Below are 14,674 nucleotides of genomic sequence, written 5' to 3' on the forward strand. Positions count from 1 at the left end.
TGCATGAAGCCCTCTACAAGTCGCTTGATGCCGCGGGGGTTCATCGCGCCTTACCGGGAAATCCGTCACCCGACCTGAAACACTTCACTAGTGTTGTGCTTGGAACTTGAGACCGCCGAGAATGCACGCCAGAATTAAATTTGATTACAAGAGCTTATTACTTCAGATCGGAAATTGTATAATGTATATCTTTAGGTTTCAGAGTTCATGCTATGCCCCCTTACAAGACACGCGCGCAACTGGTCGCCGATAATCTTCGACACCGCATCCTTAGCGGCGAGTTCAAAGGCGGTACGCAGCTACGTCAAGACGCTCTCGCCAGTGACTACGAAGTTAGTCGCATCCCCGTGCGTGAGGCACTACTGACCCTGGAATCTGAAGGATTGGTTGTGTTTCACGCGCATCGAGGCGCATTCACGACCGAGCTTTCGGTAGCGATGATTCGTGAGCTTTTTGACTTGCGAGTGCTGCTTGAGACGCATCTTCTCCAACACGCACTGCCCAACATGACCCTTGAGACGCTGGATAGCGCCGAAGCTATTTTGCTTGAGTACGACGCGGCACTAGATAGTGGCAGTCAGATCGACAACTGGAGCGAGTATAATTTCGCCTTTCATAAGACCCTGTATGCTCCGGCTAATCTTCCTGAAGCCATGAATCTGGTTACTCAGCTCAATACCCGCTCCGATCGCTATATTCGCATGCAGCTTCTTTACACTCAGGCGATCAAGAAGGCGGAAAGCGAACATCATGCGCTGCTGGAACTTTCCCGCGAGAGTAACGTCGATGAGGCTTGCGCTCTGCTACGTCAGCATATCCTCGACGCCTGCGAGAGCATCGTCTCACTTTTGGAAAGCCAAGGACGGGTGAAGAAAGAGCGTCCTGAGACCGTTTGACGGCTGAATGCTCAATAAACGCCGCTGCTTCCCTCTAAATAACAGCGGCGACATACCTGGTCGGCGGCGGGCTCTTCTGCCTATACTCGATGAGTCCAATCAGCCGGATATCAGCTCAATTCACATACCAGATTGTCTTGGTCTGCATATATTGATCGAAGGCCTCAAGTCCGTTATCACGACCACCGAATCCCGAGAGCTTGTAGCCACCAAAGGGCGTGGTGATGTCACCCTCAGCAAAGCCATTGACCGATACCGTGCCCGCGCGAATCCCGCTCGCCATGCGCTGAGCGCGACGCACATCAGAGGTATAAAGAGACGCGGCCAGGCCATAGACCGTATCGTTGGCCAACGACAATGCCTCCTCTTCGGTCTCGAACGTCGTTACTGCAAGCAGTGGTCCGAATACCTCTTCGCGGAACAGCCGCATCTCGGGGGTCACCAAATCATAGATAGTAGGCTCGACAAACCACCCGCTTCCTTCATCTAGGGTTTGCCCACCAACGATTGCCTTGGCGCCTTCTTCCTTCGCAGATTCAATGAAGCCCCGCACTTTCTCGAAGTGGACCTGCTCGACCATCGGTCCGATATGAGTCTCGGGATCGGTAGGATCCCCCACCTTCCACTTCTTTAGGCCTTCTGCCAACTTGGACAATAGTTCGTCCTTGATACTGCTCTCAACAATTAGCCGAGAGCCGCAACTACAGTTCTCACCCATATTCCAGAAAGCGGCGTTGAGTATGTCATCGACCACCACGTCGATGTCGTGCAAATCTGCAAACACCACCTGCGGGCTTTTACCTCCACATTCCAATACGATCTCTTTGAGATTGCTGCGCGCGGAGTACTCCAGAAACTTGCGCCCCACTTCTGTGGAGCCGGTAAATGACACTACGTCCACATCGTTGTGAAGTCCCATGGGCTGGCCAGTATCTTCGCCATATCCCGTCACCACCAACAAGGCGGTCTCGGGTATCCCTGCTTGGTAAGCCAGCTGAGCCATGCGATAAGCGCTCATGGAAGTCTGCTCGGCAGGCTTGACGATGACCGAGTTTCCGGCTGCCAGCGCGGGGCCCACTTTCCAAGCAAACATCTGTGCCGGGAAGTTCCAGGGCAATACGGCACCGACAACACCCATGGGTTCCTTGATGATCAGCCCTACAGCATCACCGCCAGTGGGCGCGACCTTGCCGAATATCTTGTCGACTGCCTCGGCATACCAGTGCAAGGTGTTCAGTGTTTCGGGGATATCCGTTTCACGACATTCTGTAATCGGTTTACCGCCATCGATACAGTCCAGCGCAGCAAGCTCTTCTGCGTGATGCTCAAGCAGTGCGATCCAGCGTTGCATAATCTGCTTGCGCTCAGCCGGTGCAAGCTTCGACCAAACACCGCTATTGAAACCCTCACGAGCCTGCTTTACAGCGTGATCGATGATTCCCGAATTTCCCTTGGCAACTCTACCGATCTCACTTTTGTCATGCGGGGCCAGGGTAGCGAAGCTGTCATTCCGATTCTCGGTCAGCCCCGGGACGAGATGGCCCGCCCAGAGCTTGCCTTCACGTGCCTTGGCAAAAACGTCTTCGACGCTTAATGGCTGCGTGCTCATTCTATCTCTCCTGTCACTGTCTCACTGTTGATCGACGCCCTTCAAAGCATCTATAAACACCTGAGCATCGGCGTCACTTACCGGACGTAATGGTGCGCGAACTGGGCCCACATCGACGCCATGGCGTGCACAGCCCAGCTTGGCCTTCTGGTTGTAGTCACCGCCTTCCATATCCTGAATTGCCGGTAACATGGCGAGCATGATTGTGCGTACTCGATCCCAATCACCCTGTTCAGCGGCCTTGAGCATTTGCGCCTGCTCGGCCGGGAAAACGTTGGCACCACCGCTGATCCAGGAGCGAACGCCCCAGAACAGGTAATCGGCGGCCTGATCGTCGGAGCCACACACCACCTGAAAGCCATCATCGGTCAGTTGCATCAATTCAATGGCGCGACTGAAGTCACCGCTGCTTTCTTTAATACCGATGATCTGCGGCATCTTGGCCAGGCGTCTTACCGTCTCTACTTCAATATTCACTGCCGTGCGCGCAGGAAAGTTGTAAAGGATAATGGGCAGCTTCGTGTTGGCCGCCACCTCTTCGTAGTGGGCCACGATTTCATCCTGAGTAGGCAGCGCATAGGCGGGCGGTGCCAGCATCAACACCTGATAATCCAGCTCCTCGGCCTGGCTGGCCCGCACAACAGCTTCAGCGGTTGACAAAGAATTGATCCCGGCGATCGGCAGCGCCCGATCGCCAAGCGCTTCGCGCACCGTGCGCAGCACGCTGTCACGCTCAGTTTCATTGAGGGCGTAGTATTCACCCGTGGTACCGCAGGCAACGATACCGCCGGCACCGGCATCCAAAAATTTACCAACCAGGGTGCGCAAGACATCCAAATCCACACCGCCGTCGGCACCAAAGGGGGTGACGATAGGAACGATAATGCCGTCAAGTTTCATAATGAATCTCCTTTTGATGAAGTTTCAGAGTAAAAAGGATTGCTCACGAGTGAGCCGTTGCCGCAGCCGGAGCATTGAAATGGGGAGACGAGGTACGCCAGATGGCGATATTGGCGTAGCCATAGACCACTGAAATAACCAGCACTAGCATGTGGTACCAGAGAAACGGCAGATAAGTGAGTGTCGAGACACCAAGCGTCGTTGCCATGAATACGCCGCCGTCAGTCCAGGGCACCATGGGCGTCGTGATAGTCCCACCTGCCTCAACATTGCGAGACAGCACGCGACGTTCGATCCCTTGCTTATCGTAGTTTTTCTCGGTGATGGTGCTGCCGGTGATCACGGAGACATAGGCCGCACCACCGAAGAAGTTACCGAAAAACGCACTCAGCATGGTGGACACAGTGAGACGGCCGGGATTGTTGGCCCAACGCAAGAAGCTATTACTGATGGTTTGCAGTACACCGATACGCTCCATCAGACCACCCAGTCCCAGCGCGAAGAGGATCAACACAACCACGCTGAGCATCGACTCGATACCGCCCCGGTTGAGCAGGGTATTGAGAAAGTCCACGTCCGATTGCATGGCGTTGCCTACATAGGCGGTTCGCACCGCATCGATCGGCGAAACGTCTTGAGCCAACCAGGCGCAAACGCTTCCCATCAGTGCTCCAAAAGTGATCACTGGAATCGCCGGGTAACGCTGCGTCAGTAAACCGATGACGATCACCGCCGGCAATAGCAGCCAGCCATTGATGGTGAAGTGACCATTCAGCGCCTCCATGGCCATCTGTGCCCGCTGGGTATCAACACTTTCACCAACGTAGAAAAAGCCGACCACCAAAAACAGGATCGCCGCGATCAGCGCTGCCGGGCCACTGACCCACAGCATTGAGCGAATGTGATCAATGAGATTGACGCGGCACAGCGATGCGGTCATGACGGTGGTATCGGAAAGCGGCGACATCTTGTCTCCCACATAGGCGCCGGAGATCACCGCACCAGCAACCAGTGGCAAAGGAATGCCAAAACTGTGTCCTATACCCATCATGGCCACCCCGGCGGTGCCTGCCGTGCCGAAGGAAGTTCCGGTAGACAGCGAGGTGACGGCACAGATGACGAAGGCCGCGAACAGGAATACCTGCGGGCTCATCACCGACAAGCCATAGTAGATGATGCTGGGCACGATCCCCCCAGCGATCCAGGTACCGATCAGCGCGCCGACTGTCGTCAGTACCAATACGGCTTCCATGCCATTATGGATGCCATCGATCAACCCTTGTTGCATCGCCGCGTAGGAAAACTTCAGCATTAGCCCCAGCCCTATCACCAAAAACCAGGCGGTGAATAGCGCCAACTGTATAGGTAGTTCGAAGACGTTGATGTATAGAAACATGATGGCGATGAAGCCCACCATGACTCCTACTACTTCCTTGACGGTCGGCAAGCGTGTCTTTGCAATTTGTTGTTCAGTCATGAGTTACTCCGCTCGTTTGCATTTGTTGTTGTACCGATGCTGTTGTTGCGCGTTGAGTTGTCCGATGACCGTTGGTTTGCCGGTCATCACCGATACGTCATCAGGCAAAACGTAAAAGTCGGTAAGGCTCAAGCGACGGTAATGCTCGCGCAGTTGGTTTCGAACTGTTGGCTGTACTCCCTTCGTTTAAGAAACTCCCCACAAGACGGGCCGTGACCGCTGCCTGGGTCAGCCCGAGATGATGATGACCGAAGGCCAGCCAGAGCCGCTTCCCGGGGCCGACTTGATCGATGACTGGCAGAGAGTCCGGCAGCGAAGGCCGAAATCCCATCCAGGGCGTTGCACCCTTGCTATCCAGCGGACGACGAAACATCCCCTGGGCAAGACGCTCTAGTTGCCAGGCGCGTTCCATGTTGGGTGCACGCTTAAGACCGGCGAACTCCACTGTGCCAGCCAAGCGCAATCCCTTCTCCATCGGCGTCATGATGAAACGACGTTCTAGCGAGGTAACCGCCATGGGTAAGCGATGTGGCTCCCGAGGCAGCATCAGGTGATAGCCACGCTCGGTATCCAGCGGCACCCGCAACCCGCTCAAGGCTGCAACCAACGGTGCTGAATGAGCGCCGCATGCCACCAGTACTCGGGACGCCGTAACACTGCCCGTGCTGGTTTCCAAATGAACGCCGTCATCACGGACGCGCCCTGTCTTCACGTCGCCCTGCACAAACCGAGCCCCGTGCTGCTCGGCGGCGCGAGCCAATGCTTCCACGAGTCGATATGGATTTGTCACATGAGCGGTATCCGGGAAGAACAGCGCTCCCTGTATGGCCTCGGTAAGCTCAGGAGCCGTTGCCAGCACCTTGTCGCGAGGAAAGCGTTCGACCGGGACGCCTTGGGCCTGCATGCGTTTGGCGACGCCCTCAAGCTCTTCGGCGGTATCCGGCTTTTCGTGCACCAATAGCGAGCCATCTGTTTTGAGCAGTCGGGCCTGGCCAATGTCGTTCAGAAGGCTTTGCCAAGCGGCAAGACTGGCTTCATTCAAGGTTCGAAGTCCCGCCGTGGCTCGACGTGCGGGTTCGGCGCGCATGTTCCACATAAGGCGCATGAACCAGGGAGCGGCTTTAGGTAGATAGCGCCAGTCCAATCGTAGCGGCCCCGTTGAATCCATCAGCATGCCTGGAATACGCCACAGCAGTGAGGCATCGGCGACCGGGAAGACCTGCTCCGTTGCCATATGGCCGGCATTCCCGAACGATGCACCCATGCCCGGTGATTCGCGATCGATGACCAGCACCTTGCGACCCCGCCTGCTTAGTTCAAGCGCACAAGCGACACCCACAACCCCTGCTCCGATGACGACGATATCGGCATCGGGTACGGCCTCGTCCCTGTTGGTTGAAGATGCAGCAGATGTAGACGTGCTAGCAGTCATGGTCGCGCTCCCGTCATCGCTGAAAACAGTATTGATTGTATAAAATATATAATCTACGCTTTCAAGTATTGAAGACGAAGGTCTAATGCGACAGGGCCATTAATCAAAACAATCGGAGAACCTGCTATGAAACAGATCAAAATCATTGATTCGCATACTGGCGGAGAGCCAACGCGTCTAGTCCTTGAAGGGTTTCCAGTGCTGGGGAAAGGCAGCATGCGTGAGCGCTTGGATATCTTGCGCAGTGAGCATGATCATTGGCGCAAAGCCTGCATGCTAGAACCTAGGGGTCATGATGTTCTGGTTGGCGCGCTGCTCTGCGAGCCGGTTACGCCGGAAGCCGCCTGCGGCATCATTTTCTTTAACAACACTGGCTATTTGGGTATGTGCGGCCATGGCACTATCGGTGTGGTCGCCTCACTAGCGCACTTGGGCCGCATCAACGCAGGCAAGCATCTAATCGATACCCCGGTTGGCCAAGTGGAAGCGACGCTACATGACGACGGTGATGTCAGCTTTCGCAATGTCTTGGCGTATCGCTATCGCCAGAGCGTCCCTCTCGACATCCCCGGGCATGGGCGAATTCACGGTGATATTGCCTGGGGCGGCAACTGGTTCTTCTTGGTCAGTGATCATGGCCAGCGCATCACCTTCGATAATGTCGAGGCATTGACTGAGTACACGTGGCTTGTGCGTCAAACGCTGGAAGAGAACAACATCACCGGTAAGGACGGCGGAATAATTGATCATATCGAATTATTTGCCGACGACCCGAGCGCCGATAGCCGGAACTTCGTACTTTGCCCGGGCAAAGAATATGACCGCTCTCCCTGCGGCACCGGCACCTGTGCCAAATTAGCCTGCCTGGCTGGCGACGAAAAGCTAGCGCCGAAGCAAACCTGGCGTCAGGCGAGTATCACTGGGAGTGTGTTCGAGGCGCATTACGAGATAGTAGACGACGCTATTCGTCCGTACATACGGGGCCGCGCTTACTTAAGCGCTGATACAACGCTACTCGTAGATGAGAACGATCCTTTTGCCTGGGGAATTACCGCCTCATGAGCTTAGCTGTCTTCGGTGGAATACTCCTTTAAACCTGACGAACCCCCGGAAAACAAGCAGTGTTATCAGAGTGATAGGGATTGAAAGGCGTTGTAGGCACTGATCACCGTCGCCTCCTGAGCGTTATGCGCCTTGACGAAGGCGTTTCCAGACAAGGTCTCATCGGGGTATTCGGTTATCAGCATCAGCGGGGTGAGTTGCTGTGCGTCTTCCATCATCAGGTAGGGGAAACCATTCAAGACCGGAAACGCCAGGTCGCCGGCATGGGTTTCGAACAGCGCGATCTGGGTGGCGTTGAACTCGACCAGCCCGGGCACCTGGGTCAGGTCCTGGATCACGGCGTCGATCAATGATCTGGCCGCGCCTTCCCAGCCGGGCTGATAGCGCAGAATGAGGAAGAACCCCTTGGGGATCGTCCACATGTCAAAACCGCGCGGCACATAGCCGTTCAAGGGGCGCGTCCATTCATGTGCCGGGTAGCCATGCAGATTGATATGCAGCCCGGCACCGCTGACGGCGAGTGCCTGCTCGCGAATGGCATGCTCGAAATGCCCCCCTAGCGATTGGTTCTGCAAGTCATTGCCGAAGGCGGTATAGCGTGCCGCATGGTGCATATGGCGCGGCTGAGTAGCCACCAGCCGACCTTGCAGCGCATAACCATCCGGGTTCTCCAGCGGTGAGATCACGAAATGTGCTTGGGACTGACGGCTTAGCTGCCGGGCGGCGCGCAACGCCCCCACGACGCCGGAGGTTTCGTTGGCGTGCTGGCCGGCGCTGATCATCACGGCGCGATCGCTTCCTTTCCGGTAACGAGCCTCCACCGATCTGCCTGCCCGGGTGGTCGTTTGCAACACCTGCCCCCCGAGCTCGCCCAACAGCTGGGTGATCTGCTCCTCTCCTACCGCCTGCTGGGCGGTTTCCAGTGTCACAGCCGAACGCCGAGGCTGAGTTGTATCCAATGGCCGCAAGCTGACGCTCAAATAGGGAACGTCTCCTTGGGTCAGCACTTCCGGCACAATCTGCCCGGGCTGACTCCTGCGATCCCCTAGCGCCAAGCCGGCATGGCGCTGGAAATACTCCAGAGTGGAGAAATAAAGCTCCTCGTGCAGCGCCTCGGCGAGGCTCAGATATTCATCGTCCCACGCCAACTGGCGGTCGCCGCAGGGCAGATGCACGGTGAAGTTGAGTTCTTCGAAATAAGATGGCGCCGCCTGCCAGCGAGTTGACGACAGCGCCGTCATGGCGGCCTGGAACAGCGCTTCGTAATCGGTCTCGATGGCCGTTTCGGTCACCTCACCCTGAGGGGAGATCAGCCTCAGCCAGCCACAGGGCGAGTATTGCGTTTCCCCGACATGATCCTGGTGATGACGATTCGGCGCCTCTACCGTATACATTTCTCGGCCACTCGAAGTGCGCTGTACCTGAATCCCATAGCGTGCCGGGGTGGCAGAGATGGCTTCGACGCTCTCCCAGCGTAGCGTCACGTCTTGCGGCAGCATGGCCGCAAGCGGGTAGGCTTCCAGTAGGAAGCGTCGGGGCGAATCTTCCAGTAAAGGATATTCGATCACCAGCGATTGCAGCGACTCCCAGGAGAACTCTTCTAGGAAGAAATGCACCAGAGGCTTGTAGGCGCTGCGCAGTCGCGCGGAAATCCCGGCAGCCTTGAAAGCCGCCTGCGTGGCCCGGCGCTCGGCCTCATCGTCAAACACCCACGCCTCCAACTGATAGCCCTGGTACGCCGGCGTGGCGTATTCCTCCAGCAGGACCCGAGTGGTGCGTGAAAAGAAACGTTCGAACAACGTGCCGGTCTTGGGGGAGGTCATGGATAAGTGCTCATAGCGAAGTACGTCCAGTGGGATCAAGGGCATCGCGCAACCAGTCACCGAGCAAATTCAGTCCCAATACGGTCAATAGTATGGCCAAGCCGGGAAAGACACTGACCCACCACGCTGTTTGCAGGTAGGTGCGCCCTTCCGCCAGCATGCCGCCCCAACTGGGAATCACCGGGTCCACGCCAAGCCCCAGGAAGGTCAAGCTGCTTTCCAGGAGGATATTGTTGGCCACATTCAGGGTCATCAGGACGATCACCGGACCAATCAGGTTCGGCAGCAAATGCTGAAACAGGATGCGAACATCTTTCACCCCGATGGCTTTCGCGGAGAGAATGAACTCCTGATCCCGTAGCGACAGTACCGACCCCCTGACCAAGCGGGCGTACTGCACCCACTGAGAAATGATCAGCAGGATGATCATGTTGGTCAACCCCCCGCCGATCACCGCAATGAAGGTGATCGCCAACAGGATGAAGGGGAGCGCGAGCTGCACATCGGCAAAGCGCATCACGATGATATCCAGGAAGCCACCATAGTAACCGGAAACCAGGCCCATAATGGTGCCGATGATCACCGCGCCGAGCGCAGAATACACCCCCACCTTGAGTGAAATCTCACCGCCCACGACCACCCGGGCAAGCACGTCTCTGCCGAGTGGGTCTGTGCCCAGTGGATAGCCGGGCTCCACCAGGGGTGGTGTCAAGCGCAGGGACAAATCGAGCGCCGTGCCGCCGCCGGGAAACAACCAGCCCGAAAAGATCACCGCCAGGCCAATGCCCCCGACAAGCAGGACGCCCAGGATAAACTCGAGATTCTTGAAGCGTTTCAGCTTGTCGGTCTTGATAGCCGTCGTCATGGTTATTCCTTGCGCACTCTGGGGTCGACCAGGCCATAAGCGATATCAACGATGAGGTTGATGGAGATAATCAATAACGAAAGCACGGTGATGACCCCCTGCAAGACCGGATAATCGCGCGCCGCCACTGCTTCGAAGGCCAGCGTGCCCAAACCCGGCCAGTTAAATACGCGCTCTACCACGACGATGCCGCCCAGCAGCCCGCCGAATTGCAAGCCGAAATAGGTGATCAACGGGATGGAGCAGTTACGAAGGGCATGCTTGTAGAGCACCACCGTGTTGGAGAGACCTTTCGCCCGCGTCACCATGATGTACTGCGAGCGCAGCGTATCCAGCATGGTGGTACGCACGAGACGCACATTGGTGGCGGTAAGAATGATGCCCATGGTGGCGGCCGGCATGATGAAGCTGGCGAATCCTTCCATGCCGCTGGGTGGCAACAGATTGAAGGTGATGGAAAACAGCAGCACCAGCATGATGGCCAGCCAGAAATTGGGGAACGAGAGCCCTACCAGGGAAAAGATTCGGATCATCTGATCCGGCCATTTCCCGCGGGACACCGCCGCCTTGATTCCCAACGGAATCGACACCGCAATGGAGACGAACAACGAGGCAAACGCCAGCGCGAGAGTCGCAGGCAGGGCGCGGCCGATCAGATCGCTGACCGGTGTCCCCCCCATGAAACTGCGCCCGAAATCCCCTACCAGCAGGCCGCGCAGGAAATCGAGGTATTGCCCCAGAAAGGATTGATTCAATCCCAAGGCTTCACGAATCTTTTCCAGATCCGCTTCCGTGATACTGCCTGCCCCCTGCGCCAGCATGACTGCGGGGTCACCGGTCAAGCGGATCGCAAACGACACAATCAAAGTGACCGCAATCACCACGAAGACGGCTTGCAATATTCGATACAAAAGGAACTTTGCCACAGTAATCCCTTATGATTTGGGCCCTGCCCGGCCTCTCTCACAAGAGGCCGGGCAGCATCTCGGTCAGTCGGCGACATCCACGTCGGTCAGACGCATGCGGTTATCCGGAGCCGGTTCGAAGTTCTGTACCCGATCACGTACGCCATACAGGGCGTTGATGCTGTAGAGCGGCATTTCCAGGGCACGATCCTGGGTATAGCGGGCGATTGCCTGCAGCAGTTCCTCACGCTCGTCCTGATCGGTGATGCTGCGCTGGGTCTCAAGCATTTCGTCGAGTTTTTCGTCGCTGTCATAAGGGTTCCAGCGTTCGCCGGTGTGGTACATCAGGTAAGCAGTGTTGTCGAAATCGAACGTCCAGCCGCCCCATTTCTGCTGGAACATCTCCCCGGTACGTCCCGCCGGGATGATGTCATTGAGCAGCACATTGGTTTCGTAGGGCTGAATAGAGGCAGTGATGCCCACACCTTGCAGGTAAGAGGCTACCACCTGGGCAACTTCACCGAAGGTGGCGTCGTTGCCGCGAACATCGATTTGCACTCTGGTGCCCGACTTGAGGCCGGCTTCATCCAGGAGTTGGCGGGCACGCTGCGGATCGTACGGGATCGGCTCCATCGCGGGATCATTACCGAAGGACTGGGCGCTCTGGAAACTGGCAATCATCTCGCCCTCCCCGGCCAGGATGGAGTCGATGATAGCCTGGCGATCCACGGCCATAATCAAGGCTTTGCGCACTTGCTCATCGGTGGTGATGCCGGACTGGGTGTTGAAGCGCAGAGCCTCCACCGTCGGAGAGGGTACGCTAACGACGCTTGCCCCGTCGTGGTTATTGATCGTCTTGATCATACCGATGGGAATGGTGGGAGGAATGACAATATCCACGCGCCCCGCCTGCAGTTCCGCCACCGCCGTGGCCGGCTCGGAAATGAACCGATACGTCACCTCATCGAGCTTCGGCGCACCGCCCCAATGCTCTTCGTACGCTTCCAACTGCACGTTCTCGCGCGGATTATATTCCACCACCTTGAAGGGTCCGGTACCCACCGGATGCGTATTGAAATAGTCGTCGCCCTGCTCTTTTAGATACTTCGGCGGCACGATCATGGCGCCGTAACCGGCCAGCTTGGTCAATAGTACCGGGTCCGGTTCATTCAGGTGAAAATCGACCGTGTAGTGGTCGATCACTTCCACCCTTTCGATGGCTGTATAGTTGGAGCGCTGCGGCCCTTGGGCGCCTTCATCGCCCAGTAGACGTTCGAAGGTAAATTTCACCGCCTCAGCATTGAACGCCTCGCCGTTATGAAAGGTGACGCCTTCGCGCAGGGTGAAACGAATACGCGTGCCATCGTCGAACTCCTCCCACCGTGTGGCAAGGCCAGGCACCAGTTTCAGGTCGGGGCCACGATAGGTCAGGCCATCGAAAACGTTGGTTGCCACCGAGGCCCAGTTGACCAGGAAGGTATCGATCGGATCCCAACTGCCCGGGTCCTGGGGCGAGGCGACAGTCAGAGATCCAGCCTGCGCGGAAACGGAAAGCGCTACACTCAATGCCGTGCCAGCGATCACACTGTTGAATACGGTCTGCGTTCTTTTCATGGGGTGTGACTCCTTTTTTGTAAAGCGAATCTTGTAAAGAGAGCACTCAGGACGCAAGCCGCGCTGCAGCCGCGCTCTTCTCTTCAGGCTCCTCGATCGCAAAATGACCGGCGCCAACGTTTACCAGCGGTAGATGAACCGGCTCATCGCCCACCTTGCGAATGGGACTGAGAATATCGCCCTGCATCAATGTGCGCTGCCGCCGCTGGGTTGGGTCGGCCACCGGCACGGCACTCAATAGCTTTCGGGTGTAAGAGTGGTGGGGAGAATCGAAGACCGCCTGACGCTCGCCTAACTCGACGATCTGCCCAAGGTGCAATACCGCGACGCGATGGCTCATCTTCTCCACCACCGCCATGTCATGGCTAATGAACAGATAGGCCAGGCCTTCCTCTTGCTGCAACTCCATCAACAGATAGATGATCTGCGCCTGGATCGAGACATCCAGTGCTGACAATGCCTCATCGGCGATGATCAACTTAGGCTTGGACGCCAAGGCGCGGGCAATACAGATGCGTTGGCGCTGACCGCCGGAAAATTCATGTGGGTAACGCTCGGCCTGATCGGCACTCAGGCCGACACGCTCCAACAACTGATCGACGCGCTGACGAATCGCCTTGGCGCCGCGCAACAAGCCATGCGTGCGGATGGGCTCGGCAATCGAGAAACCAGCCGTCTTGCGCGGATCCAGAGAGGCAAACGGATCCTGGAAGATATACTGAACCTCCTGGCGCAGACGCATCTTCTCCGCCCGCGACATCGAGGCCACCGCTTTGCCACCAAAGCGTATCGTGCCGCTGGTACTCGCCTGCAGCTGCTGAATCGTGCGACCGATCGTCGACTTGCCCGAGCCCGACTCGCCTACGAGCGCCAGGGTTTCACCGGGAAAGATATTGAAACTGACGTTTTCTACCGCATGCACGCGATGGCTGACGCCCCCGAGGACCCCCTTGCGAATGTCGAAACGCGTCACCAGATTTTCCACTTCCACGACGGGGGCTTCATCAGTTCTTGCCGTATCCTGCGGCCAGCTTTCGCCGAGGGTGCTTGTCGCGTCGCCATCCAGCACGATCAGCGGAACCATGCGCGGCAAGCTTTCACCCTGCATGCTGCCAAGCTTGGGCACCGCCGCGAGCAATGTCTGAGTATAGGGATGCCGGGGGCGGGCGAATATCTCTTCTACCGGGGCTTCCTCGACCTTTTGGCCATCACGCATGACCACCACCTGGTCAGCCATCTCTGCCACCACGCCCATGTCGTGGGTGATGAAGACGATCGCCATGCCCAGCTCCTGCTGTAGATCGCGCATGATGGTGAGAATCTGCGCCTGGATAGTCACATCCAGCGCAGTGGTGGGTTCATCCGCTATTAGCACCTTGGGTTTGCATGCCAGGGCCATGGCGATCATCACCCGTTGTCGCATGCCGCCGGATAATTGGTGAGGATAACGTTTTAACAAGGCCTCGGCATCGGCCAGGCGCACGAGCTTCAGCAGCTTTACCGCTTCGGTCCGAGCCGAGACCTGGGTGTGTTTTTCATGCAACAGCAGCACTTCGGTGATCTGATCGCCGATGGTGTAGACAGGATCCAGAGAGGTCATCGGCTCCTGGAAGATCATGGCGATATCCTTGCCACGAATCTTGCGCATAGCCTTGTCTGAAAGTTGGGTCAGGTCTTGCGTTTGCGAGCCGTCATTGGCGTCATTGTGAAAGAATATCGAACCACCGGTGATCTCGGCGTTCAGGTACTCCACCAGGCGCATAATGGCCAAGGAGGTCATCGATTTTCCAGAACCGGACTCACCGACGACCGCTGTAGTCTTGCCGGGAAAAACATCGAAACTCAGGTCTTTCACGACACAATTAGAGCCGAAATTCACGCTCAAGGAGTGAACCGATAGTAATGGTGTTGTCGTCACAAGCTGCCATGCCCCCTGTTTGTCTCAGGCTCGTTATTGATTATGCAATTCCAGAATCAAGTCGGGGCACTCTTACTGCCGTCGTTTCATTGCAACAATCTGACCCTTTGACGTAAGACCTTCTGAATGAAACGATAGTTATAGAGCATTCGAGCGCGAACTTTATACCACAC

The 14,674-nt window shown here is 56.8% G+C and carries 11 protein-coding genes; 2 read left to right on the plus strand and 9 right to left on the minus strand.

The features are described from left to right. The first annotated feature begins 212 nt into the window (after positions 1-212). Positions 213-896 carry a GntR family transcriptional regulator gene (locus tag H7850_RS11705; RefSeq protein WP_227369720.1) on the plus strand — a complete coding sequence of 228 codons (684 nt, stop codon included), beginning with the start codon at positions 213-215 and terminating at the stop codon, positions 894-896. A 115-nt stretch (positions 897-1,011) separates the two neighbouring features. Here H7850_RS11705 and H7850_RS11710 read toward each other — a convergent pair whose 3' ends face one another. The 4 genes from H7850_RS11710 to H7850_RS11725 all read right to left on the minus strand — a co-directional run bounded on the left by H7850_RS11710 (position 1,012) and on the right by H7850_RS11725 (position 6,314). Further along, on the minus strand, positions 1,012-2,505 hold the full coding sequence (locus H7850_RS11710) for an aldehyde dehydrogenase (RefSeq protein ID WP_227369721.1): 1,494 nt from the start codon (positions 2,503-2,505) through the stop codon (positions 1,012-1,014). 21 nt (positions 2,506-2,526) lie between these two features. Next, positions 2,527-3,405, minus strand: coding sequence for a 4-hydroxy-tetrahydrodipicolinate synthase (dapA, locus tag H7850_RS11715; protein WP_227369722.1), 879 nt, complete (start codon positions 3,403-3,405; stop codon positions 2,527-2,529). Between the two features lie 43 nt (positions 3,406-3,448). Beyond that, positions 3,449-4,882 carry a Na+/H+ antiporter NhaC gene (gene nhaC, locus H7850_RS11720; protein ID WP_227369723.1) on the minus strand — a complete coding sequence of 478 codons (1,434 nt, stop codon included), beginning with the start codon at positions 4,880-4,882 and terminating at the stop codon, positions 3,449-3,451. A gap of 100 nt (positions 4,883-4,982) precedes the next feature. Beyond that, positions 4,983-6,314: an NAD(P)/FAD-dependent oxidoreductase gene (locus H7850_RS11725; RefSeq protein WP_227369724.1), complete on the minus strand. Its 1,332-nt coding sequence runs from the start codon at positions 6,312-6,314 to the stop codon at positions 4,983-4,985. 126 nt (positions 6,315-6,440) lie between these two features. Between H7850_RS11725 and H7850_RS11730 the strand changes: the two genes are divergently transcribed. Then, complete coding sequence (locus H7850_RS11730; protein ID WP_227369725.1) at positions 6,441-7,376, plus strand: 4-hydroxyproline epimerase; 936 nt, start codon at positions 6,441-6,443, stop codon at positions 7,374-7,376. A 65-nt stretch (positions 7,377-7,441) separates the two neighbouring features. On the opposite strand, the gene H7850_RS11735 is transcribed toward H7850_RS11730, so the two are convergent. From H7850_RS11735 to H7850_RS11755, 5 genes are all read right to left on the minus strand, one after another. Beyond that, on the minus strand, positions 7,442-9,199 hold the full coding sequence (locus H7850_RS11735; protein WP_227369726.1) for a peptidase M14: 1,758 nt from the start codon (positions 9,197-9,199) through the stop codon (positions 7,442-7,444). A gap of 10 nt (positions 9,200-9,209) precedes the next feature. After that, positions 9,210-10,064, minus strand: coding sequence for an ABC transporter permease (locus H7850_RS11740; protein ID WP_227369727.1), 855 nt, complete (start codon positions 10,062-10,064; stop codon positions 9,210-9,212). 2 nt (positions 10,065-10,066) lie between these two features. After that, a complete protein-coding gene (locus tag H7850_RS11745) occupies positions 10,067-10,990 on the minus strand; it encodes an ABC transporter permease (RefSeq protein WP_227369728.1) in 924 nt (307 codons plus the stop codon). A 63-nt stretch (positions 10,991-11,053) separates the two neighbouring features. Continuing rightward, positions 11,054-12,583 (minus strand): ABC transporter substrate-binding protein, encoded by a 1,530-nt coding sequence (locus H7850_RS11750; protein WP_227369729.1) that lies wholly within the window; start codon positions 12,581-12,583, stop codon positions 11,054-11,056. 46 nt (positions 12,584-12,629) lie between these two features. Further along, positions 12,630-14,501 (minus strand): ABC transporter ATP-binding protein, encoded by a 1,872-nt coding sequence (locus tag H7850_RS11755; protein WP_227369730.1) that lies wholly within the window; start codon positions 14,499-14,501, stop codon positions 12,630-12,632. Between the last annotated feature and the right edge of the window lie 173 nt (positions 14,502-14,674).

The organism is Halomonas sp. M20 (genome assembly GCF_020622265.1).
In the GTDB taxonomy this organism is placed as follows: Bacteria; Pseudomonadota; Gammaproteobacteria; order Pseudomonadales; family Halomonadaceae; genus Modicisalibacter.